Annotated in this window: 21 protein-coding genes; 12 read left to right on the top strand and 9 right to left on the bottom strand. The window is 65.9% G+C overall.

Features of this window, described 5'->3' with window-relative positions:
* Positions 1 to 3 precede the first annotated feature (3 nt).
* On the bottom strand, positions 4 to 1,221 hold the full coding sequence (locus PP1Y_RS06775; RefSeq protein WP_013831573.1) for a M20 family metallopeptidase: 1,218 nt from the start codon (positions 1,219 to 1,221) through the stop codon (positions 4 to 6).
* 45 nt (positions 1,222 to 1,266) lie between these two features.
* Positions 1,267 to 2,616 carry a lipopolysaccharide biosynthesis protein gene (locus tag PP1Y_RS06770; protein WP_013831572.1) on the bottom strand — a complete coding sequence of 450 codons (1,350 nt, stop codon included), beginning with the start codon at positions 2,614 to 2,616 and terminating at the stop codon, positions 1,267 to 1,269.
* Positions 2,617 to 2,765: 149 nt separating this feature from the next.
* Between PP1Y_RS06770 and PP1Y_RS06765 the strand changes: the two genes are divergently transcribed.
* Positions 2,766 to 3,524, top strand: a complete 759-nt coding sequence (locus PP1Y_RS06765) for a sugar phosphate nucleotidyltransferase (RefSeq protein ID WP_013831571.1) — start codon at positions 2,766 to 2,768, stop codon at positions 3,522 to 3,524.
* A gap of 85 nt (positions 3,525 to 3,609) precedes the next feature.
* Here PP1Y_RS06765 and PP1Y_RS06760 read toward each other — a convergent pair whose 3' ends face one another.
* Both PP1Y_RS06760 and PP1Y_RS06755 read right to left on the bottom strand, forming a co-directional pair.
* Complete coding sequence (locus PP1Y_RS06760) at positions 3,610 to 4,035, bottom strand: HIT family protein (protein WP_013831570.1); 426 nt, start codon at positions 4,033 to 4,035, stop codon at positions 3,610 to 3,612.
* A 2-nt stretch (positions 4,036 to 4,037) separates the two neighbouring features.
* The gene (locus tag PP1Y_RS06755) at positions 4,038 to 5,174 is read right to left on the bottom strand and encodes a CDP-alcohol phosphatidyltransferase family protein (protein WP_013831569.1); all 1,137 of its coding nucleotides are present in this window, start codon (positions 5,172 to 5,174) and stop codon (positions 4,038 to 4,040) included.
* 163 nt (positions 5,175 to 5,337) lie between these two features.
* Between PP1Y_RS06755 and PP1Y_RS06750 the strand changes: the two genes are divergently transcribed.
* Genes PP1Y_RS06750 through PP1Y_RS06740 form a run of 3 tightly spaced genes read left to right on the top strand, consistent with a single transcriptional unit; the run spans position 5,338 to position 8,083 of the window.
* Positions 5,338 to 6,381 (top strand): diacylglycerol kinase family protein, encoded by a 1,044-nt coding sequence (locus PP1Y_RS06750; RefSeq protein ID WP_013831568.1) that lies wholly within the window; start codon positions 5,338 to 5,340, stop codon positions 6,379 to 6,381.
* An 11-nt stretch (positions 6,382 to 6,392) separates the two neighbouring features.
* Positions 6,393 to 7,307 carry a hypothetical protein gene (locus tag PP1Y_RS06745; protein ID WP_013831567.1) on the top strand — a complete coding sequence of 305 codons (915 nt, stop codon included), beginning with the start codon at positions 6,393 to 6,395 and terminating at the stop codon, positions 7,305 to 7,307.
* Complete coding sequence (locus tag PP1Y_RS06740) at positions 7,304 to 8,083, top strand: nucleotidyltransferase family protein (protein ID WP_013831566.1); 780 nt, start codon at positions 7,304 to 7,306, stop codon at positions 8,081 to 8,083. Before PP1Y_RS06745 ends, PP1Y_RS06740 begins: the two co-directional genes overlap by 4 nt.
* 75 nt (positions 8,084 to 8,158) lie before the next feature.
* Here the strand turns inward: PP1Y_RS06740 and PP1Y_RS06735 are convergent, their stop codons facing one another.
* Positions 8,159 to 8,683: a DUF2141 domain-containing protein gene (locus PP1Y_RS06735; protein ID WP_232512568.1), complete on the bottom strand. Its 525-nt coding sequence runs from the start codon at positions 8,681 to 8,683 to the stop codon at positions 8,159 to 8,161.
* Positions 8,684 to 9,025: 342 nt separating this feature from the next.
* On the opposite strand from PP1Y_RS06735, the gene rpe reads away from it, so the two are divergent.
* Positions 9,026 to 9,703, top strand: a complete 678-nt coding sequence (gene rpe / locus PP1Y_RS06730; RefSeq protein ID WP_013831564.1) for a ribulose-phosphate 3-epimerase — start codon at positions 9,026 to 9,028, stop codon at positions 9,701 to 9,703.
* A gap of 4 nt (positions 9,704 to 9,707) precedes the next feature.
* Positions 9,708 to 11,597, top strand: a complete 1,890-nt coding sequence (locus tag PP1Y_RS06725) for a heparinase II/III family protein (RefSeq protein WP_013831563.1) — start codon at positions 9,708 to 9,710, stop codon at positions 11,595 to 11,597.
* A gap of 24 nt (positions 11,598 to 11,621) precedes the next feature.
* Here PP1Y_RS06725 and PP1Y_RS06720 read toward each other — a convergent pair whose 3' ends face one another.
* Positions 11,622 to 12,230: an HNH endonuclease gene (locus PP1Y_RS06720; RefSeq protein ID WP_013831562.1), complete on the bottom strand. Its 609-nt coding sequence runs from the start codon at positions 12,228 to 12,230 to the stop codon at positions 11,622 to 11,624.
* A gap of 167 nt (positions 12,231 to 12,397) precedes the next feature.
* Here PP1Y_RS06720 and gluQRS point away from each other — a divergent pair, with 167 nt between their 5' ends.
* The 5 genes from gluQRS to PP1Y_RS06695 all read left to right on the top strand — a co-directional run bounded on the left by gluQRS (position 12,398) and on the right by PP1Y_RS06695 (position 15,445).
* Positions 12,398 to 13,243, top strand: coding sequence for a tRNA glutamyl-Q(34) synthetase GluQRS (gene gluQRS, locus PP1Y_RS06715; protein WP_013831561.1), 846 nt, complete (start codon positions 12,398 to 12,400; stop codon positions 13,241 to 13,243).
* Positions 13,240 to 13,473: an HIG1 domain-containing protein gene (locus PP1Y_RS06710; protein WP_041558645.1), complete on the top strand. Its 234-nt coding sequence runs from the start codon at positions 13,240 to 13,242 to the stop codon at positions 13,471 to 13,473. The genes gluQRS and PP1Y_RS06710 overlap by 4 nt, the downstream gene beginning before the upstream one ends.
* Positions 13,474 to 13,489: 16 nt before the next feature.
* Positions 13,490 to 14,059 (top strand): cob(I)yrinic acid a,c-diamide adenosyltransferase, encoded by a 570-nt coding sequence (locus PP1Y_RS06705; RefSeq protein ID WP_013831559.1) that lies wholly within the window; start codon positions 13,490 to 13,492, stop codon positions 14,057 to 14,059.
* An 86-nt stretch (positions 14,060 to 14,145) separates the two neighbouring features.
* Positions 14,146 to 15,015, top strand: coding sequence for a 3-hydroxyacyl-CoA dehydrogenase family protein (locus PP1Y_RS06700; protein WP_041558644.1), 870 nt, complete (start codon positions 14,146 to 14,148; stop codon positions 15,013 to 15,015).
* 112 nt (positions 15,016 to 15,127) lie between these two features.
* The gene (locus PP1Y_RS06695; protein WP_007012722.1) at positions 15,128 to 15,445 is read left to right on the top strand and encodes a hypothetical protein; all 318 of its coding nucleotides are present in this window, start codon (positions 15,128 to 15,130) and stop codon (positions 15,443 to 15,445) included.
* A 15-nt stretch (positions 15,446 to 15,460) separates the two neighbouring features.
* Here the strand turns inward: PP1Y_RS06695 and PP1Y_RS06690 are convergent, their stop codons facing one another.
* Entirely contained in the window at positions 15,461 to 15,658 is a 198-nt protein-coding gene (locus tag PP1Y_RS06690) for a hypothetical protein (protein ID WP_013831557.1), read from the bottom strand.
* A gap of 23 nt (positions 15,659 to 15,681) precedes the next feature.
* The gene (gene mutS, locus PP1Y_RS06685; protein WP_013831556.1) at positions 15,682 to 18,285 is read right to left on the bottom strand and encodes a DNA mismatch repair protein MutS; all 2,604 of its coding nucleotides are present in this window, start codon (positions 18,283 to 18,285) and stop codon (positions 15,682 to 15,684) included.
* Between the two features lie 115 nt (positions 18,286 to 18,400).
* Between mutS and PP1Y_RS06680 the strand changes: the two genes are divergently transcribed.
* Complete coding sequence (locus PP1Y_RS06680) at positions 18,401 to 20,662, top strand: NADP-dependent malic enzyme (RefSeq protein ID WP_041558643.1); 2,262 nt, start codon at positions 18,401 to 18,403, stop codon at positions 20,660 to 20,662.
* Positions 20,663 to 20,758: 96 nt separating this feature from the next.
* Here PP1Y_RS06680 and PP1Y_RS06675 read toward each other — a convergent pair whose 3' ends face one another.
* Positions 20,759 to 21,475, bottom strand: coding sequence for a tRNA (guanosine(46)-N(7))-methyltransferase TrmB (locus PP1Y_RS06675; protein ID WP_013831554.1), 717 nt, complete (start codon positions 21,473 to 21,475; stop codon positions 20,759 to 20,761).
* Positions 21,476 to 21,536: the final 61 nt, after the last annotated feature.

The following is a 21,536-nucleotide window of genomic DNA, read 5'->3' as shown; positions in this document are numbered from 1 at the left end:
GCCTCAGGCGAAACCGCGATCGAGGAAACCCTCGGCGAGCCCGGCAAGGTAGGCCGCGCCCTGCGGCATGACGGTTTCGTCGACGATCATCCTGGTCGAGTGGATGCCGCAGCAATGCTGCCAATCCGCCCCTTCGTGCGCCACGCCGAGGAAGAACATCGCGCCGGGCACCTTTTCCAGCACATAGGCGAAATCCTCAGCCCCCATGATCGGATCGGGCAGGCGCAGGAACGCCTGCTCGCCGAACATCCGGCGCGCGACGCCTTCGCCGAAGCCGACCGCCTCTTCATGGCAGACCGTGACCGGGAAGCCCTCGACCGTGTTCAGTTGCGCCGTCATGCCGTGCGCCCCGGCGATACCGGACGCCAGCACGGCAAGGTCCTTCTTGAGGCGCGCCCGGTTCTCTGCCGAAAGGCTGCGCATCGTCCCTATCATGCGGGCCTCGTCGGCGATGACGTTGTGCGCGGTGCCGGCCTCGATCTTCGCGATCGTGACCACTACCGGGTCGAACACGCTGAACTTGCGCGCGACCATCGCCTGGATGGCGGTGACGATCTCGCAGGCGACCGGCACCGGATCGAGCGTCTGGTGCGGCATCGAGGCATGGCCGCCACGCCCGGTCACCACGATCTCGATCTGGTCCGCCGCGGCCAGCAGGGGCCCGCTACGACCGCCGATCAGGCCGTGGGGGGCATTGGGCATCACATGCAGGGCAAAGGCGGCGTCGGGCAGCGGCCGGTCGAAACCCTCGCCGCCCAGCAGTCCGTCCTGCAGCATGAAGCGCGCGCCGTGATAGCCTTCCTCGCCGGGCTGGAACATGAAGCGGACCTCGCCTGCGAGGCTATCGGACTGGGCGCAGAGGATCTCGGCCGCGCCGGCCAGCATCGCGACATGGGCATCGTGCCCGCAGGCATGCATCGCGCCCGGCACTTTCGAGGCGAAATCGAGGCCGGTTTCCTCGGGCATCGGCAGGGCGTCCATGTCGCCGCGCAGCAGCACCGAGCGGCCCGCCCCCGCCCCGCCCTTCAGCGTGGCGACAAGGCCCGTCGTCGATGGGCCCTCCTTCCAGTCGAGCGGCAGGTGCGCCAGCGCTTCGCGGATCTTGTCGCGCGTCAGGGGCGTGTGCAACCCGATTTCCGGCTCGGCATGGATCGAGCGGCGCAGCGAAACGATGCGGTCGGAAATGCGGGCGGCTTCGGCAATCAGGGAACTGGGAGGCATGATGCCATGATAGACATGGTCACCCGCCTGTCGAGCCGCCTTCGCTCATGTTTCCGGCTTGTCGACCAGTTCGATTTCGTGGCGCCTGAGCTTCTGCAGGGTACGCCAGGACATAAGGCCCATGGCGAGATAGGAGATCGCCCCGCCCAGCGCCACGGCCCACGCCGCGCCCGCAGGCCCGATGGAGATGAACAGGTAGAACCCCACGGCCAGACCGGCGACCGCAAAGAGCCGTGCCACCAGCGAAAGGCGTGCCCGCCCGGTCGAATGGAGAACCGGTTCGAAGGCGACGCTGGCAAGATCGAAGCTGGCCGCGATCGCCAGCGGCACGAGGATCGCCGCGCCCTGCTCGAAGTCGGGCCCGGCGATCAGCTCCAGCAGCTGGCGTCCGATCAGCAGAGCGATCACGACCACCACGAGGCCCGCAGCACCCGCGATCAGACTGGTCTGCAGCGCCAGCTTGCGGAATTCGGCGAATTCGGTCGAGACGCGGGCACGGGCGACTTCGGCATAGACCGAGCGCGTGAGCAGCGTCGAAAGCTTGCTCAGGGCCTGAGATAGCTGCGAGGCCAGACGATAGAGACCGGCCGCGCGCGTACCGACGAAGGCACCGACGGCAAGCAGCGGCCCGTTCTTCATGGTCGCCTCGATCGTCGCCCCGGCGTAAGTTACCATGAAGAAATGCCCGACGCCCTCGTTCTCGGCGAAGGCCTGGCGCCACTTGGCAAGGTTCGAAAGGCGCACGGCCTGCGGACACAGGCGGCGGGCCATGGCCCAGTACAGGATCGCCTCGAGGACATCGATAGCGGCCCAGGCGAAGAGGAATCTTCCCACGCTCGGCCCGGTGGCCCAGATCGTGAGCGCCGCAATCAGGCGCCCGGTCGGCACGACCGCCTCGACGTAGACCGCCATGTCGAAACGGTGCAACGCGCGCACGATACCGGTCGGCGCCGATACCAGCGCCCACAGCGATCCGCAGGCAAAATAGAATGCGATGTCGATATAGGCCGGGTTGAGTTCGAGAACGCCGGAAAAGCCGTAGATCAGGATTGCCGCAAGGCCACAGCCGATGACCGCGCCCACCGCGTCCAGCATCCCGCACAGCATGCCCAGGCGGCCGAACTTGCCCCAGTCCTCGGCATGCACATGTTCGCTGCCGTAGCGCACGACGACGCGCCAGGTCTGGAAGCCCGCAATCGCAATCAGCGCCTGCGCCGTTCCGAAGATCAGCGAGAAGTGGCCGAAGTCTTTCAGTCCGAGCGTGCGCGTCAGGATCGCAAGGTAAGCGAGGCCGCAGACGGCTCCGAATCCCTTGCCGCCGAGCAGCCAGGCCGTGTTCTGAAGTATCCGCCGGAGGGGAGAAGCATTCTCGAGGCGGTCGCGTTTGGCGGACATCACGGGTGCATTTGGACGAGCACCGTTTCACTTGCAAGGTTTCACGAGATGCAAATAAGGCAAAGCGTGCCGCGACAAACCGGCACCTTTCTATTTTGCCCCTTTGAGGCTAGAGGCCGCAGCTTGCCCCAACCAGTCAAGTTGAATCCATGATCGAACACGCCATCCTCCTCAGCGCCGGCCAGGGCTCACGCCTGCTTCCGCTCACCGCCGAGCGACCGAAGTGCCTGATCGACTTCTCCGGCAAGTCGCTGATCGAATGGCAGATCGAAATGCTCGCCCGCGGCGGCGTGAAGCGGATCGACGTCGTTACCGGCTTCATGACCGACATGCTCGAAGAGCACCTCATGGCGATCCGCGATCCCCGCGTCGAAATCTCGATCCGCTTCAACCCGTTCTACAAGGTCGCGGACAACCTCGGCTCCTGCTGGATTGCGCGCGAGGCAATGCGCGGCGACTTCCTGATCCTCAACGGCGACACGCTGATCTCCGAGGAGATCGTCCAGCGCGTGCAGCAGGGCGCGACGGACAAGGACGGCAAGACCTGGCCCGTGGCCGTAACCGTCGACGTCAAGCCGGAAGGCTACGACAGCGACGACATGAAAGTCGAACGCGAAGCCGACGGCCGCCTCGTCCATATCGGCAAGACGCTGACCGCCGAGCAGTCCAATTCCGAATCCATCGGCTTTCTCGCCTTCCGCGGCGAAGGCGCCGAACTGTTCCGCGAAACCGTGCGCCAGGCGATGCGCACCCCCGAAGGCGTGCAGCACTGGTACCTCAAGGTCATCGATTCGATTGCGCCGACCGGCAAGGTCGGCACGGTTTCGATCGAGGGCCTCGACTGGGCCGAGGTGGACTTCCTCAACGACATCGAGATCGCGACCAAGCTGACCGACACCTGGGCCTGATCGACTGGGCACTGATCCATCGGAGGCCTGATCCATCGGGGGCCTGAACTGAGGAGGGCCCCGTCCTCCGGAGCAGGTCCGGAGCCTAGAAGAAGCCCTTGAGCCAGCTTACCAGAGCGGCCAGATCCTCGCCTTCGAGCGCTACCGCGTGCCCGAGGTCGGGCACTTTCGGCCAGCCGCAGTCGACGAATTCACGGCCCTGCCATTCGCGCGATCCCTCGTAACGGGGGATCACGTGGAAATGGACGTTAGGGTCCACCATCATCAGCATCAGGTAGTTGAGCCTGGCATAGCCCACCGCCTTGCCCAGCGCCGCCTCGATGGCGCTTGTCGCCTGCTTGAGCTCGGCGTGGGCCTCGGGCGGCAGTTCGCCAAAAGCGGTAACCTCGGACTTGGCGGCCAGCACCAGCGAACCGAGCGTCGGCTGCGCCGCGCGGGCAAGGACGACCCAGTGGTCGAACTCGGCGACCAGCGTTGCCGGGTAGCCGAATTTTTCCATCGTCACGTTCATCGTCAGTCCTCCGAAAGCCACGAAGTGATCGTACCGCCCCTGGACCGCACATTCCATGCCTGCACCAAGCGGATCGCATGGACCAGGCAGGACAGCGCCGTCCACCACGCCACGGCGATCAGGCCGATGTCGGGACGCGCAAAGAGCATGGCGACGAAGAGAATCACCATGTTGGGATTGCGGCGCGCGGTGATCAGGCGGAACCGGCTGTCGAAGCGGCGCCACACGTGGATGTGCATCATGCCGTTCTGGCGCATGAACACGCCTTCGATCAGGCGCTGGACGACATAACCGCCCTGGATGGCGCCCTGCACCCACCAGAAGGTCGCGGTGTCGTAGGCAAGGCCCCAGCTGGCTAGACCAGTGGCCCAGAACCACCACCAGAACGGCGGATGGACGAGGTCCATGCCGTGGTCGAAGATATTGCCCCAGTAGGAAGAGGTGATCGTACACCGGGCGAGCTTGCCGTCCACGGTATCCAGCACCATGAACACCAGGCCGGCCGCCATGCCCGACCAGTAATGGCCCTGTGCGAACAGGACCGTCGCGACCACGCAGAACACCGCGCCGACGAACGTCACCATGTTCGGGGTGATGTGCAGCCTGGCGCAGATGCGGGTCAGCACCAGTGCCCATTCCGGCCAGAGGTACTTGGTGAGCAGGTCGGTCACGCCCTTGTAGGCGCCGAAATAGCTGGCACGCTCCAGCTGGCGGACGGTATCCTTGCGCAGCGGGAGCAAGAACGGCGTTTCGCGCTTGCGAAGCTGTTTGTTCTCGATCGTCGGCCCGGTCTCGAAAGCGACCACCGTCATCCCTGCGGCGTCGGCCAGCGGCACTCCCGCCGCCATGGCCTCGGCGATTCGGCGCGTCTGGTTCGCATCTGCAGCATGCGCGAGCGCCGGAACGCCCCCGAGGGTAAGCACCATGCCCGGCTGGGTGACGATGTGCCGGATCCATGCCGGGTCCCAGGCGAAGGCGGCCGCCGACAGGATCGCCGCCTCTTCGGGCACCGTGTCGGCAGGTGTGAGCCGGGAAGCCCGTGCAATCCGGGCCACGCGTTCGGAAACGTCCAGTCCCCACAGCTTTACGGGGTTTTCGCCGATCGAGACGACAGGCAGCACTTGCGAATTTTCGACCATGGGATGTCGCCGTAGTCGAGGCCGCCGGGGCTGGCAATCGCCGTCGTCGCCAGCCCAACACACGCTCACGCGGCGGTGCACCTGCGCCACAGAAGTGTAACTTTCCTGTGTCAAACCATGTTTCGTAGTGATTTTCGGCGCGGGTGGCACTACATAAGCCCCCGTGTACGGATCGATTTACGAGTTTGAATCGCTGCCGAGCTTCGGCAAGCAGGGAAGCGAGGGTCACTCTCGCTCCTCTTCGCGCGTCCGCCGTGGACGTGCCGTCCCGCTTGTCGGGATCGTCCGGAATCCCCGCAGCCACCGCAACAAGGGCATCGCGCCCGAGATGGCCGATTGCTCCAACATCCTGACCGAGACGCCCCGCACCCGCGAGGATCTCCACCACACGCTCGCGGAATTTGCGCGGCGCGGCATAGACTACCTCGTGGTCGATGGCGGCGACGGTACCGTGCGTGACGTACTGACCTGCGGCGCCGACATTTTCGGCAACGACTGGCCGACGCTGATGATCCTGCCGAAAGGCAAGACCAACGCGCTGACCGTCGATCTCGGCCTGCCCAACCACTGGTCGCTCGCCGAAGCGCTTGCTGCAGCGCAGAACGGCAATACCGTGACCCGTCGGCCGCTGCGCGTCTCCCCGGCCGATGGCTCGGGCGGCTGCATCCAGGGTTTCATCTTCGGCACCGGCACTTTCTCGCTGGCGACCGAGGCCGGCCAGGAAGCGCATCGCCGCGGCGCCTTCAACAGCTTCGCCGTGGGCATCTCGATCCTCTGGGCCGTCATCCAGGCGCTGTTCGGCGGCGCCGGCAACCCGTGGCGCGCATGCACCCCGACCCGCCTCGTCGACCGTTTCACCGGCCGCGCCCTGCCGCGCACAGGCCCGGGCAGGGACGACGAGCGGCTCATGACCTTTGCCACGACTTTCGAGAAGTTTCCTCTCGGCGCGCGGCCCTTCGGCAGCAATGTGCCTCCAGGGATGAAGCTGGCCGTGGTCGACTGGCCGGTACGCTGGGTGATCATGCTGGTCCCGGCCATGCTCTTCGGCTTCTACGGACGTTTTCTCAAGCGCGCGGGCGTGCATCGTTTCTGCGCCAGCGACGTCGACATCGACCTCGGCGGAACGTTCATCCTCGACGGCGAGGCCTTCCCGGCCGGCCGCTATATCCTCGACGAAGGCCCGCAGCTCACCTTCGTCGTCCCGTGAGCCGCTGAGCAATGAGCGAGGATCTCGCTGGACGCGTGACGGCCGCCCTCAACCGGCCCGTCGAACCCGAAGTGCGCGCCTTCGCCGAACGCCTTGGAAAAGAGGCCGGCGCACTGGCCGTCCTGTTCTACGGCTCCAACCTCAGGACCGGCTCGCTGGAAGGCGTGCTCGATTTCTACGTCCTGACGGCAGGAGCGCAGTTGGAGAAGATCTGGCCGCGCGTCAGCTATCACGAATGGGACCATGCCGGCGTCACGCTACGCGCCAAGGTCGCGACAATGGCGCTCGAGACGTTTCGCGCCGCGGCTTCGGGCGAATTGCTCGATACGACGATCTGGGCCCGCTTCGTCCAGCCCAGCGCCCTGGCATGGCAACGCGATGAAGCTGCCGGCGCGGCCATGGCCGAGGCCATCGCCCTGGCGGCACGGACCGCCGCCCGGCTGGCGGTTGCCCTGGGTCCAGAGACCGGCACTCCCGAGGACTATTGGCGCGCCCTGTTCCGCGCGACTTATGCCGCCGAATTCCGGGTCGAGAAAGCCGGTCGCGAGGATTCCATCCTCTCTGCCAACCGCACCCATTTCGATGGCCTCCTGCCGCTGGCACTCGTGGCCGAACGGATCGACTTCGCCCGCGCTGCCGATAGCGTCATCCGCCCCGAACTGAGCGCCGCCCGCCGGGCTCGCCTGCTTGGCTGGTGGAAGAAACGGCGGCGCATGGGCAAGCCCTACAACTTCATGCGCCTGCTCAAGGCCTCGACCACTTTCGACGGCGCAGCGCGCTATGCCGCCTGGAAGATCGAGAGGCACACCGGCATTCATGTCGCCCTTACGCCCTGGCGCGAGCGTCATCCGGTGCTTGCAGCACCCGGCGTGCTCTGGCAGGTCTGGCGTGCGAAAAAAGCCGCCAACGCCAAAGAAGCCGCGTGAGCATCACCCAAGCCCCTGTATCAGCCCTCATTCTTGCCGGATCGCGCCCCGGAGTGCCCGACCCGGTAGCCGGCGCCGAAGGCGTCAGCCACAAGGCCCTTGTCGAGATCGACGGCAGGCCGATGCTCGCCCATGTCGTCTCCGCGCTGCGGGATGCAGGCATCGCGCGCCTGGCCGTGGCGACGAACGATGCTCAGGTAATCGCCCTGGCGTCCGAGCTGGGCTGTGAGGCCGTCCCAGCCGCCGCCGGACCGAGCGCCAGCGTCGAAGCCGGTTTTGCGCAGCTGGGCGCGCCGATGCTGGTCACGACTTCAGACCATGCGCTGCTGCGTGCGGAATGGGTTTCCGATTTTCTCGCCGATACGCCCGGCAATGCCGACGTCGCCATCCTGCTGGCCCGGCGCGAGGCGATCGAGCGCGCCATGCCCGGGAGCAAGCGTACCTACTTGCGCTTCGCCGATGGCTGGTGGTCGGGCTGCAACCTGTTCTTGCTCGCCCGCGACAACGCCAATGCCGCGATCCGAACCTGGAAAATGGTCGAAGCGGATCGCAAGCGTCCCTGGCGGATCGCCGCGAAACTGGGGATCGGCATGCTGGTGAACTATGCGCTGGGGCGCCTGACGCTGGCGGCGGCCATCGCCCGAATGGGCCGCCGGGTCGGCATCGAGGCCCGGCTAGTCGCCGCGCGCGACGGCCTGGCCGCGGTCGACGTCGACAAGCCTGCCGACCTCGCCGATGCCCGGGAAATCATGGCATCGCGAAAGATCACGCAGTAAGCCGGGAAAAGCGCCCGGTCGCACCATGCGCGGCAGGAAGTCCTTGAAAGGTTTCTATCCGCGCAGGCACGCCGATCACATGTACTTCATCTCGATCCGGATCGACTTCACGGTGTCGCCGACGGGAACGCCGACCTTGGTGTAGCTCGGCTTGCCGAGGTTGAAGATGTTGATCGACGGGTTGTTCGACATGCCGCCGCCGTCGCTCATGATGTCGGTCTTGCCGTTGCCGTTGAGGTCGTGGCGCACGGCAATGCCGTAGGTGCCCGCGTCAGGCACGGGCAGGCAGAAGGTCATCGTGCCGGCCTTGGCCGGAACCTCGATGCGGGAGAGCCACTTGCCCTTTGCCAGCCACTCCGACGAATTGGCCCGGTAGCTCTGGATGCGCAGCTTGCCCTGCGACGCCTTGACGCCATCGACGGTTACCATGACCGCCGGGCCGGAGCCCGCAGTACAATGGCTCATGTCGTTGCGAATTTCATTGCGGTACTGCGCAAGGGCCGGCGAAGCCGTCGCCAGGCCGATCGCGGCGAGAGCGCCGAATACTGCAGTCAGTCGTTTCTTCATTCCGATCGATCCCTTCGGGAAGGTCGTGTTCATTTCCGCTTCCATGTAATGGACTGATTTCGCTCCATTCGCGGCGGTATTGCCGCAAGAGCAAGGCAATGTCATCTCCACCTTATTCTTGGCGCCAATCTGGCCTGACCGCCGTGAATGCGAACTGAATTGTCGCGCAAGCTGCCAGACAGGCGGCAGTTTTGCGCAAGGACGCATAGCGAAGAAAAATCCGACCCGGCCAGCGAAGTTCCCATTTCGCATCGCGGCAACTGTCCCTATTCGGGCCTTGACCCAATATCGCGTGTGGAAAACGGGCTTCCTCGTCCTTGTCCGCACAATATCTGGTGCTTTATTCATCGTTAGCCAAGGAGCCTCGATTTCCCCATGACTGCCCCCCTGATCTCGCCCTCGATCCTGTCCGCAGACTATTCGCGCCTGGGCGAGGAAGTGCGCGCCATTGACGAAGCGGGTGCCGACTGGATCCACGTCGACGTGATGGACGGCCACTTCGTGCCCAACATCACCATCGGCCCGGCCGTGGTGAAGGCGCTGCGTCCGCACACCGCCAAGACCTTCGACGTCCACCTGATGATCTCGCCGGTGGACAGCTACCTCGAGGCTTTCGCGGATGCCGGCGCGGACATCATCACCGTCCATCCCGAGGCAGGCCCGCACGTGCACCGCACGGTGCAGACGATCAGGAACCTCGGCAAGAAGGCCGGAATCTCGCTCAACCCGGCAACGCCGGCCAAGATGCTCGACTATCTGATCGACGAGATCGACCTCGTCCTGGTGATGAGCGTCAATCCCGGCTTCGGCGGCCAGAGCTTCATCTCCAGCCAGCTTCGCAAGATCGAGGCGGTGCGCAAGATGATCGACAAGTCGGGTCGCGACATCCGCCTCGAAGTCGATGGCGGGGTCGATGCGAAAACGGCGCCGCTGTGCGTCTCCGCAGGCGCCGATGTGCTGGTGGCTGGCTCCGCCACCTTCCGCGGCGGCCCCACGAAATATGCGTCCAACATCCGGACGCTGAAGGGCCTCGCCCCGGACAATACGGACTGACACGGTGACACTGGACACGCACAACGGTTCGCAGACCTGGAACCCGGATGAAGACCGGGCCATTCCACTGGCTGAAGCAACCGAAGTGGGTGTCGTGAACAAGACGGTGGACGAAACGCCTGCCCCTCAGCTGCGCGAGGACGCGCCCGTGGCGACCGGCGAGCAGATCGAGCCGGGGCGCGCCCTGGCGCTCGTCGACTTCTCGCCGCCGGCCGTGGGGGCAGGCGAACGCCTGATCCGGTTCGCCTATCGCCTTGGCGTGCCGGGCACGATGCTGACCGCACCGATGGGCAAGAAATCGAAGACGCGGTTGCTGGCCACGGTGAACAACACCGTACCGGGCAACCGCATCGCCGGAACGGCCCTGCGCGCGGGGCATTTCCTGGTCCACGGTGCCAAGACGCCGATCGCGCAGGTCGATTTCCATGGTGCCGCGCGGGTCACGCCGCCTCTGGAATCGGTGGTCCACAGCTTCTCGTGGCTGACCGATCTCGAAGCCTGCGCCCCGCGCGAACAGGGCGTTCCGGTAGCCGAGCGGATCCTGACGTCATGGCTCCAGGCCAACCCCAAACCGCCGGCCAAGCCCGGCAAGGGGCCTGCATGGAATGTCGGCCACACCGGCATGCGGTTGATGAACTGGCTGGTCCATGCGCCGCTGATCCTTTCCGGCGAGAAGGCCCTGCGCCTGCGCACCCTGCGCCACATCAACGAAACCGCGCGCTGGCTCGACCGGCAGGTCCACCACGCCGAGGACGGCCTTGCCGAAGTGGCCGGCTGGTGCGCGGTGATCGCCGCCGGTCTGCTCCTTCCCGACGGTCGTCCGCGGCGCCTCTACGGCGAAGCCGGCCTGATCCGTGCGCTGGGCGAACTGATGGGCGACGACGGCGGCGTGCTGTCGCGCAGTCCGCTGGCACAGATGGAATCGATCGCGCTGCTGGTGCGCCTGCGCAACTGCTACCAGGCCACCCGGCGTGATCCGCCAGACGCGATCGAGCGGGTGATCGAAATGCTCGTGCCGCCGCTCCTTGCCTTGACCCATGGCGACGGTTCGCTGGGAAGCTGGCAGGGCGCCTGGGCGATCAACGGCGATGACGTCAGCGCTCTGGTTGCCGCCAGCGGCGTGAGGACCCGTCCTTTGCGCGACGTGCGCCAGTGGGGCTACCAGCGCGCCGTCGCCCAGAAGACCATCCTGCTGTTCGACACCGCGCCTCCGCCGATGCCGAGCCATGCCCGCTACGGCTGCGCCTCGACCCTCGCCTTCGAGATGTCGCACGGCGGCCACCGCCTGATCGTCAATTGCGGCGGCGCTGCCAGCGGCGGCGGGCTGGTACCGGTCCGCCTCGAACAGGGCCTGCGCGCGACGGCGGCGCATTCGACCCTGACCATCGACGATGCCAATTCCACCGCGATCCTGATCAACGGCATGATCGGATCGGGTGTCAGCCAGGTCGATATCGACCGCAAGACGCTGCAGAACGAAAACGGCTCGAACGCCACCCGGCTCGAAGCCAGCCACAACGGCTATGCCGCGCGTTATGGCCTGACTCACCGCCGCATCCTCATCCTGCGCGACGACGGGACGGAACTGCGCGGCGAAGACCTGCTCCTGCCCTCGGGTCGCAAGGGGAAGCGGGGCAAGGTCGGCTATGCGCTGCGCTTCCACCTCGGCCCCGAAATCGACGTCGCCCTCACCGACGATGGCCAGGGCGCGGGCCTTGCACTGCCCGATGGCAGCTACTGGCAATTCCGCAGCGGCGGCGGCGATGTCTCGATCGAGGATTCGCTGTGGGTCGACGGCCATGGCCGTCCCCAGGCGACGCAGCAACTCGTCGTCCAGGGCCTCGTATCGCGGGGCGGCGGCAATTTCGGGTGGCTGCTCAAGAAGATGGGCTGACGCTGCGCCCAGCAGGGCAAGGCACTATTCTTCCAGTTCGATATCCCAGTAAAGCCAGTCCCGCCAGGTCTCGTGCAGGTAGTTGGGCGGGAATCCCTTGCCCCGTTCCTGCAACTGCCAGCTCGTCGGCCGGATCGGCGGCACCAGCGGCGGCATGTTCGCCTGCTTGGGCGTGCGCCCGCCTTTCTTGAGATTGCACGGGGCGCAGGCAGTGAGGATGTTTTCCCAGCTCGTCCGGCCGCCCAGGCGGCGCGGGATCACATGGTCGAAGGTCAGGTTATGCGGGCTGCCGCAGTACTGGCAGCTGAAGCGATCGCGCAGGAACAGGTTGAAGCGGGTGAAGGCCGGAAATTCCGAAGGCTTCACATATTGCCGCAGCGCGATCACCGAGGGGATCTGCATCGTCCAGCTCGGGCTGTGCACCGCGCGGTCGTAACTGCTGACGATATCGACCCTTTCCAGCACGACCGCCTTGATCGCGGTCTGCCAGGGCCAGAGGCTTAAGGGGTAGTAGGAGAGCGGTGTGTAATCCGCATTGAGAACCAGCGCAGGGCAGTCCGAAAGACTTCGGGAGGGATCTTCCTCCGCGCTGCGGAAACGGGCCGCGCGCTCGATCAGCTCCGACTTGAGCATGGCCTCCTGTCGCAGGCCGTCATTACGGTTTGATGGCAGCGCATGCCGGTAATCCAGCATTTGCGCGAGTCGCCGTCAAGCCTGCGTGCGATGCAGTATAATCGACAATCCACAGCTTGCGAACGCACCTTGTCGCACGCGCCAATGCGGTTAGGACATTCCCCGCAATGTTCCGCACACGCTTTGCCCCCAGCCCCAACGGCCCGCTGCACCTTGGTCACGCCTTTGCCGCCGTGGTCGCCCATGACCTTGCGCGCGAAAGGGGCGGGCAATTCCTGCTGCGCATCGAGGACATCGACGGCGCGCGCAGCCGCCCCGAATTCGTCGACGAGTTCTTCCGCGACCTCGAGTGGCTCGGCCTGCCGTGGGACGGCGAGGTCGTGTACCAGTCCCGCCGCCTCGACCGCTACATAGAGGCCGGGGAAGCGCTCAAGCGCATGGGCCTGCTCTATCCGTGCCGCTGCACCCGCGCCGAGATTGCAGCCGCCGCAACCGGCAGCGGACCTGACGGTCCCATTTATCCCGGCACCTGCCGCGACCGCGCGGTGGATCCCGAGGGCGCAGCCTGGCGGCTCGACGTAGCCCGGGCCACCGCACTGGCAGGCCCGCTCACCTGGGTCGACGAACTGGCAGGCGCGCAGATTGCCCAGCCCGAGCGGTTCGGTGATGTCGTCCTGCTGCGCAAGGACCTGCCCGCCAGCTATCACCTCGCCGCCACGCTCGACGATGCTGCGGACGGCATCACCCTCGTCACCCGCGGCGCGGACCTTTTCGCGGCAAGCCACGTTCACCGAATGTTGCAGGCGCTGCTGGAACTGCCGGTTCCGACCTGGCACCACCATGCCCTGCTGGTCGAACCCGGCGGCAGGAAGCTGGCCAAGCGCCGCGGATCACCCTCGCTGGGCGATCGCAGGCGGGCGGGCGAAGATGGCCGCGCCCTGGCGGATGCCTTGCGCGCCCACCGGTTCCCGACTGGTATTTCGCTCTGCGGAGGCCTAGATAGCGAGTCATGAGCTATATTCTTGTCCCCATTATCATCGTGCTGATGATCATGGTCGTCGTCAGCCTGGTGCGCGGCATCGTCGCGTTCATCAACAGCACGAAGGAAGACCTCAACCGCGATCCGGACGCGGTCGGAGCGACGCCCAACCAGCTGTTGCAGAACAAGATGATGTTCAATCGCATCAAGTACCAGGCAGCCGCAGTCCTCGTCTGCGCCCTGCTGCTGGCGATGGCGCGCTAAGAACCGTTCGACGACCTTGGTCAGGCTCAACAGGATCTATACCCGCACCGGCGATGACGGCACGACGGGCCTTGTCGACGGCTCGCGGCTACCCAAGCATGCTGCCCGCATGGAAGCCATCGGCGCGGTGGACGAAGCCAATTGCGCCATCGGCCTTGCCCTGTGCGCCCTGGGCGATACGCCGCATGCCGGGGCTCTCACCCGAATCCAGAACGACCTGTTCGACCTGGGAGCCGACCTTGCCACGCCCGGTGACGACTTCACCCCCGGCGAGATGACGCTGCGCATCGTGCCTTCGCAGGTCGAATGGCTCGAAAGGCAGATCGACTCCATCAACGAACACATCGCCCCGCTGAAAAGCTTCATCCTGCCCGGCGGCAGCGAAGCCGCAGCGCGGGTCCACATCGCCCGTGCCTCCGCCCGGTCAGCAGAACGCCGGGCCGCCGCGCTCGCTGCAGCGGAACCCGCCAACCCCGCGGCTCTGGCCTACATCAACCGGTTGAGCGACTATCTCTTCGTCCTCGCCCGGGCAGTGAACGCCAACGGCGCCGACGACGTGCTCTGGGTGCCCGGCCAGAACCGCTAGGCGCGGCTAATCCCAAGACTAGGTTCCTTCTGAGCGACAATCCCGCTAGGCAACCGCCGAATTGGGATCATCAGAGGAGACTTTCGGTGCAGTCAGTCGGTATCATCGGTGCAGGTATCATGGGTTCGGGCATCGCCCAGACCGTCGCGAGCAAGGGCATGGACGTCATCCTGACCGACATCTCGCTCGAGAATGCCGAGAAGGGCAAGGCAGGCATTGCCAAGGGCCTGTCCCGGCTCGTCGCCAAGGAGAAGATGACGCAGGCGGATGCCGACGCCCTGCTGGCGCGCATCACCCCGGTTGCCGACTATGCCGCGATGTCGGGCTGCGACCTCATCATCGAGGCCGCAACCGAGCGCGAGGACATCAAGGCCAGGATCTTCGAAGCCGCCGGCAAGGTGCTGAAGGACGGCGCGATCATGGCCTCCAACACCAGTTCCATTCCGATCACCCGCATGGCTGCCCAGTCGCCCGATCCGACGCGCTTCTGCGGCCTGCACTTCTTCAACCCGGTCCCGGTCATGGGCCTCGTCGAAGTGATCCCCGGCCTTGCCACCTCACAGGACACCACCGAGCGCATGAAGGCCTTCGGCGAGAACTTGGGCAAGACGGTCGTACTGGCCGGGGACGCTCCCGGCTTCGTCGTCAACCGCATCCTGTGCCCGATGCTCAACGAGGCGATCTTCGTTCTGGGCGAGGGACTGGGCTCGGTCGAGGACATCGATGCAGGCTGCAAGATCGGCCTCAATCACCCGATGGGCCCGCTTACCCTTTCCGACTTCGTCGGGCTCGACACTCTCTACGAGATCATGAAGGTATTCCACGCGACCACCGGCGACCCCAAGTACCGTCCCGCCCCGCTGCTGCAGAAGTACGTCGAGGCAGGCTGGTACGGTCGCAAGTCCGGCAAGGGCTTCTATGACTACTCGGGCGAGAAGCCGGTACCCTCGCGCTGACCGCACGCCAGCGACGCATTGGCAAAGCGCCCCTGCCTCACCCGAGGCGGGGGCGTTTTTCTTGGAACGCTCCGCGCGCCCCGGCCGTTACCCAAGCGAAGGAGATTTCACGATGACCCAACGCCCTGACGATCTCGCCCCCGAAACTATCAATGCCGAACAGGACGACGCCGAAGCCCAGGCGCAGTCGGTGGCCGCAGAGGCAATGAACGGTTCGCTGTCGGTGCTCGGTCTCGACCAGAGCGAAAAGCTGTCCAACAGCCTCAACCCGGCCGATACCCCCGACCTCGTCGATCACATGAAGCAGATGGACACCAGCGGAACCATCGACATGTCCGCCTATCGCGGCGAGGAGACGATGGACGATCTGGAAAACCGCTATGGCCGTGCAGGCGTGGCCGATGCCGAATTCGGCAGCGACGACAGCTAGAGCCCCTTCACCCGTTCACTGCGCCGCAGTGGTGTCCTTGGCCCAGGGATTGCGGTGTTCGGCCTTGCTGGCAGCGACCTTGGCCTTTTCGCTTTTCGCCGCCTGATCCGCCGCCGGAACCGTGCAATAAGCGGTCGCCAGGATTCCAGCTGCCCAGAACAATGCGTTCCAGCGGCTCTTGAAGACGGTGGAGATTTTCGGCCCGAGCATCATGGCGCCAGCATAGGCCGCCCGGGTTAAGTTTCGGTACCCGCCTCGCGCTTCAGGTCATAGAGCACCTCCAGCGCATCGCGCGGGCTCATGGCATCCACGTCCATGTCGCGCAGTTTGTCCCGCAGGGCGTCGCACTGCTCCTCGCGGTGGTCCTGCGCTGCGGCGAAAAGCGGCAGTTCGCCAAGGCCCGCCGCCAGCCCGCCGGTCTCGGCCCGCCCCTTTTCCAGCTTCTCGAGAACCGACTTGGCACGGCTGATGACCTTGGGCGGCACCCCGGCCAGGCGCGCCACGGCAAGGCCATAGCTGCGGTCGGCAGGGCCGTCGGCCAGTTCATGGAGCAGCACGAGGTCGCCCTTCCATTCGCGCGCCCGGACATGGTGCAGCGAAAGCGCCTCGCAGGTCTCCGCCAGCCGCGCGAGTTCGTGATAGTGCGTCGCGAACAGGCAGCGGCAGCGGTTGGTTTCGTGCACCGCTTCGGCCACGGCCCAGGCCAGCGCGAGACCGTCGTACGTGGACGTCCCGCGCCCGACCTCATCGAGGATCACGAAGCTGCGGTCGGTTGCCTGCGCGAGGATCGCGGCGGTCTCGACCATCTCGACCATGAAGGTCGAACGCCCGCGCGCGAGGTTGTCCGAGGCGCCGACACGGCTGAACAGGCGATCGACCATGCCGATCCGGGCCGCTGCGGCGGGGACGAAGCCGCCCGCCTGCGCCAGCAGGACGATCAGCGCGTTTTGCCGCAGGAACGTCGACTTACCGCCCATGTTGGGGCCGCCGATCAGCCAGAGACGGTCGTGCGTGCCCAGCCGACAGTCGTTCGCCACGAAGCGTTCGCCCTGCACCGCCAGCGCCGCCTCCACCACCGGATGGCGGCCGCCCTCGATCTCGAGGCAGGTCGCGTCGACCACTTCCGGGCGGGTCCAGCCGCCCTCCGCGGCGCGTTCGGCCTGCCCCGCCGCAACGTCGATGCGGGCAAGCGCAGCCGCTGTCTTCGCGATCCGGTGGCGGGAAGTGACGGCCCCAGCGACCAGTTCCTCGAAATGCGCTTCCTCGGCGGCAAGCGCGTGGGCGCCTGCCTCGGTGATGCGGCTCGCCTCCTCGTGCAGCGCCAGCGCATTGAAGCGCATTGCCCCGGCCATTGTCTGGCGGTGCGAGAAGCCGCTGTCCGCCTCCATCAGCTTGTCGGCATGGCGCGAGGGCACTTCGATGAAGTAGCCCAGCACGTTGTTGTGCTTGATCTTGAGCGCGGCGACGCCGGTTTCGTCCCGGTACTTCGCTTCGAGCGCGGCGATCGCTCGCCGGGCATTGCCCGATGTGACACGCAGTTCGTCGAGCGCGGCATCATACCCTTCGGCGATGTAGCCGCCCTGCCCGCGTTCGGTCGGCGGCGAGGCGACGAGCGCACGGGCGAAATGGTCGACCAGTTCCCCGTGGCCGCCAAGGTCGGGCAGCAGGCGCTCAAGCAGCCCGGGAAGCGCATCGCGCTCACCAAGCCTTGCGCCGATCTCGCGGGCGCCGGACAGACCGTCGCGCAGCTGGCCGAGGTCGCGCGGGCTGCCGCGCCCGGCGACAACCCGCCCGAGCGCGCGGCCGACATCGGGCAGCGCTCGCAAGGCGGAGCGCAGGTCTTCGCGCAGCAAGGCATCGACATGCAGCCATTCGACCAGTTCGAGCCGCTCGGCGATGGCAAGGCGGTCGGTCAGCGGAGCGGACAGGTCATCGGCAAGCTGGCGCGCGCCGGCACCGGTAACGCAGCGGTCGACGGCATCGATCAGGCTGCCCTTGCGCCCGCCTTGCGAGGACTCGAGGATCTCCAGGCTCGCCCGCGTTGCCTCGTCCATCGCCAGCGCGGCTTCGCCCGAGCGCGCCTCGGGCGGCAGCAGAAGCGGCAACGCACCGCGCCCGACATGATCCAGGTAGGCGATGAGCCCGCCTGCCGCTGCCAGCATGGGCCGCGTGAAGCTGCCGAAGCCGTCGAGCGTGGCAACGCCGTGGATGACCTTGAGCCGCTCTTCCCCGCCTTCCGAGGAGAACTCATGCCCCGAGCGAGCGATAGCCTCGTCGGGCGCCAGTTCCCAACCCTCGGGCACTACCAGTTCGCTCGCGCCCAGCCGCGCCAGTGCGGCGCCAAGGCGCTCGGGCGCGCATTCTTCCAGTTCCACCCGTCCGGTGGAAATGTCGCAGGCGGCAATGCCCACCGTGCCGCGCACGTCGCAGGCTGCTGCCAGCACGTTTGCGCGGCGCGGTTCGAGCAGGGCTTCCTCGGTCAGGGTTCCGGCGGTGACGAAGCGGACGATATCGCGGGCCACCAGCGCCTTGGACCCGCCGCGCTTCTTGGCTTGGGCGGGAGTCTCGGTCTGCTCGGCGATGGCGACGCGGCAACCGGCCTTGATCAGGCGGGCAAGGTAGCTCTCGGCCGAATGGACCGGCACGCCGCACATCGGGATCGGCGCGCCCTGATGCTCACCGCGCGTGGTCAGCGCGATGTCGAGTATCTGCGATGCCCTCTTGGCATCTTCGAAGAAGAGTTCGAAGAAGTCTCCCATGCGGTAGAAAAGCAGGCAGTCGCCCGCTTCTTCCCGCAGGGCGAGGTACTGGGCCATCATCGGGGTTGCGCCGGAAGTCATGCGCGTCAGCGTTAGCGCCACGCTTCGGTGCTTGTGAAGCTTAGGTATCGATGCTTTCCCCTATCGCGTGACGGGAACATCCGTTAGGGGTCCGGGTGAAAGCTGGAGGTGCGCTTTGTCGGATAAAAGCAGGGTTCAATTCACCGAGCGCGAGGCGCTCTTCTATCACCAGACGATCCGCCCGGGTAAGATCGAGATCATCGCCTCGAAACCGATGGCGACACAGCGCGACCTGAGCCTCGCCTATTCTCCCGGTGTTGCCGTACCGGTGCAGGCCATCGCCGACGACCCGGCAACCGCCTACGACTATACCGCGAAGGGCAACCTGGTTGCCGTCATCTCCAACGGCACCGCGATCCTGGGCATGGGCAACCTGGGCGCACTGGCATCGAAGCCGGTGATGGAAGGCAAGGCTGTTCTTTTCAAGCGCTTCGCCGACGTCGACTCCATCGACATCGAGCTGAACAGCGAAGATCCCGAAGCGCTTATCGAAGCCATCGCGATGATGGAGCCGAGCTTCGGCGGCATCAACCTGGAAGACATCAAGGCGCCCGAGTGCTTCGTGATCGAGCAAGCGCTGCGCGAGCGCATGAACATCCCGGTCATGCACGACGACCAGCACGGCACCGCGATCATCGCCGCTGCCGGCCTGATCAACGCCTGCCACCTGACCGGGCGCAAGCTCGATGAAATCAAGGTCGTGGTGAACGGCGCCGGCGCTTCGGCGCTGGCCTGCACTTCGCTGATCAAGTCGATGGGCGTACGCCACGAGAACGTGCTTGTCTGCGATACGCGCGGCGTGATCTATCCCGGCCGCGAGCGGGTGGACCAGTTCAAGTCAGCCCATGCCGTCATGACCGATAAGCGCACCCTGGCCGAAGCCATCGTCGGCGCCGACGTGTTCCTTGGCCTGTCGGCCAAGGGCGCGGTCACGCAGGACATGATCAAGACCATGGCCGATCAGCCGATCATCTTCGCCATGGCCAACCCGGACCCGGAAATCACCCCGCCCGAAGTCAAGGCGGTACGTCCCGACGCGATCGTCGCGACCGGCCGTTCGGACTATCCGAACCAGGTCAACAACGTGCTGGGCTTCCCGTTCATCTTCCGCGGCGCGCTCGACGTCCACGCGACGGCGATCAACGAGGAAATGAAGATCGCGGCCGCCCGCGCCATCGCCGAACTGGCCCGCGAGCAGGTGCCCGAGGAAGTCGCGGCAGCCTATGGCGAATCGCAGCAGTTCGGCCTCGAGTACATCATCCCCGCGCCGTTCGACCCGCGCCTGATGGAAGTCGTGCCCTCGGCGGTCGCGAAGGCAGCAATGGAATCGGGCGTTGCGCGCCGCCACATCGCCGATTTCGACGCCTATCGCCAGGAACTGAAGGGCCGTCTAAACCCGACCACTTCGGTCCTCAGCCAGGTCTATGCCCAGGTCAAGGCGAACCCCAAGCGCATGATCTTCGCCGAGGGCGAGAACGAGGTCGTGCTGCGCGCCGCGATCCAGTATCGCGATTTCGGCTATGGCGAACCGATCCTGGTCGGCCGCACCCAGCACGTTCTCGACAAGATGGCCGAACTCGGCGTCTCCGATCCGGAAAGCTACCAGATCGAAAATTCGATGGTCTCGCAGCATGTCGCGCCGATGGTCGAGATGCTTTACGAGCGCCTCAAGCGCCGCGGCTTCCTGCAGCGCGACGTGCAGCGCATGGTCAATACCGACCGCAACATCTTCTCGGCCTGCCTGCTCAAGCTGGGCATCGGCGATGCGATGATCACCGGCATGACCCGGCCCTTCGCCCAGTCGATGAAGGACGTGCGCCGCGTGCTCGACACAGCCGAGGACAAGCTGCCCTTCGGCATCCACATGATGGTCGGCAAGAACCAGACGCTGTTCCTGGCCGACACGACCATCAACGAGCGCCCGAACGCCGAAGAACTGGCCGTCATCGCCAAGGAAACCGCGGCGGTCGCCCGGCGCCTGGGCCACGAGCCGCGCGTCGCCTTCCTCAGCTACTCGACCTTCGGCAATCCCGCGGGCCGCTGGCTCGACACGATCCGCGACGCGGTGCACATCCTCGACCAGGAACAGCCCGGCTTCGAGTACGACGGCGACATGGCGCCCGATGCCGCGCTCAATCCGAAGATCATGGCCCTCTATCCGTTCTGCCGCCTCACCGCGCCGGCGAACGTGCTGGTCATGCCGGGCCTGCAGTCGGCCAACATCTCGGCCAAGCTGCTGCGCGAGATCGGCGGGGCGACCGCAGTGGGCCCGATGCTGCTGGGCATGGAACTGCCAGTCCAGATCGTGCCGATGACCGCCATCGCTCCGGACGTCCTGACTTCGGCCGTGCTGGCGGCGGCCGGCATCGTCGGCTGACGCTGTCGGCTTCGGCCGAACGGAAAAAAGACCCCGATGGCGATTGCCTTCGGGGCCTTTTTCGTGCGGTGCCTTGCCGTGAGGTGGCCGGACTGCCTACTTGCGGCGGTAGCGGAAGTACCAGACTTCGTGACCGTAAACGTTGCGGGCCTTGGTCTCGTAGCGGGTTTCGGGCCACCCGCCGGGGCGCTTCTGGAAATCGCCGGGCTTGTCGCAAAGCCATTCGAATTGCCCGGTATGGCGCTGCATGACCATCAGGGCATGGCGCAGGTAAACGGCATGATCGGTGCCGAAGCGGAACTCGCCGCCCGGCTTGAGCTTGGCCGCGAACATATCGACCGGGCCGTCATTCATCATCCGGCGCTTTGCGTGGCGGGCCTTGGGCCAGGGATCGGGATGCAGCAGGTAAAGGAAGGACAGCGTCCCGTCGGGAATGCGCGAGAGTACCTCCAGTGCATCGCCATGATGGATACGCACGTTCGCGATCGGCGGGTGCGCACCGTTGTCGCCGCTGACGTGCAGAAGCGCCTGGGCGACGCCGTTCAGAAACGGTTCGGCACCGATGAAACCGTGGTTCGGCAGCATCTCGGCGCGATTCGCCATGTGCTCGCCGCCACCGAAGCCGATCTCGAAATGGAGCGGGCAGTCTTCCCCGAACAGGCTCTGGGCGGTGACCGGCCCTTCGTCGGGAACTGCAATCTGCGGCAGCAGGTTATCGACCAGGGCCTGTTGACCGGCGCGCAGGGGCTTGCCCTTGGCGCGGCCATAGAGGCGGTTGAGAGTCGTGGGATCGCCGGATTTGTAAGCCGTCATGGCGCGCGCCACTGGCAGGCAAGAGCGCCGCGGTCAATGGAGGCGATCATCGCGCCATTTG

Origin of the sequence: Novosphingobium sp. PP1Y (assembly GCF_000253255.1) — a bacterium.
Classification (GTDB): domain Bacteria; phylum Pseudomonadota; class Alphaproteobacteria; order Sphingomonadales; family Sphingomonadaceae; genus Novosphingobium.
The sequence above is the reverse complement of the archived record's forward strand: the minus strand, read 5'-3'. Positions and strand labels throughout refer to the sequence as shown.

Excerpts from the sequence above, each read along its gene's own strand:
- PP1Y_RS06775 (WP_013831573.1), bottom strand. The coding sequence starts at position 1,221 with ATGCCTCCCAGTTCCCTGATTGCCGAAGCCGCCCGCATTTCCGACCGC.
- PP1Y_RS06770 (WP_013831572.1), bottom strand. The coding sequence starts at position 2,616 with ATGTCCGCCAAACGCGACCGCCTCGAGAATGCTTCTCCCCTCCGGCGG.
- PP1Y_RS06765 (WP_013831571.1), top strand. The coding sequence starts at position 2,766 with ATGATCGAACACGCCATCCTCCTCAGCGCCGGCCAGGGCTCACGCCTG.
- PP1Y_RS06760 (WP_013831570.1), bottom strand. The coding sequence starts at position 4,035 with ATGAACGTGACGATGGAAAAATTCGGCTACCCGGCAACGCTGGTCGCC.
- PP1Y_RS06755 (WP_013831569.1), bottom strand. The coding sequence starts at position 5,174 with ATGGTCGAAAATTCGCAAGTGCTGCCTGTCGTCTCGATCGGCGAAAAC.
- PP1Y_RS06745 (WP_013831567.1), top strand. The coding sequence starts at position 6,393 with ATGAGCGAGGATCTCGCTGGACGCGTGACGGCCGCCCTCAACCGGCCC.
- PP1Y_RS06735 (WP_232512568.1), bottom strand. The coding sequence starts at position 8,683 with ATGAACACGACCTTCCCGAAGGGATCGATCGGAATGAAGAAACGACTG.
- rpe (WP_013831564.1), top strand. The coding sequence starts at position 9,026 with ATGACTGCCCCCCTGATCTCGCCCTCGATCCTGTCCGCAGACTATTCG.
- PP1Y_RS06720 (WP_013831562.1), bottom strand. The coding sequence starts at position 12,230 with ATGCTCAAGTCGGAGCTGATCGAGCGCGCGGCCCGTTTCCGCAGCGCG.
- gluQRS (WP_013831561.1), top strand. The coding sequence starts at position 12,398 with ATGTTCCGCACACGCTTTGCCCCCAGCCCCAACGGCCCGCTGCACCTT.
- PP1Y_RS06710 (WP_041558645.1), top strand. The coding sequence starts at position 13,240 with ATGAGCTATATTCTTGTCCCCATTATCATCGTGCTGATGATCATGGTC.
- PP1Y_RS06695 (WP_007012722.1), top strand. The coding sequence starts at position 15,128 with ATGACCCAACGCCCTGACGATCTCGCCCCCGAAACTATCAATGCCGAA.
- PP1Y_RS06690 (WP_013831557.1), bottom strand. The coding sequence starts at position 15,658 with ATGATGCTCGGGCCGAAAATCTCCACCGTCTTCAAGAGCCGCTGGAAC.
- mutS (WP_013831556.1), bottom strand. The coding sequence starts at position 18,285 with ATGACTTCCGGCGCAACCCCGATGATGGCCCAGTACCTCGCCCTGCGG.
- PP1Y_RS06675 (WP_013831554.1), bottom strand. The coding sequence starts at position 21,475 with ATGACGGCTTACAAATCCGGCGATCCCACGACTCTCAACCGCCTCTAT.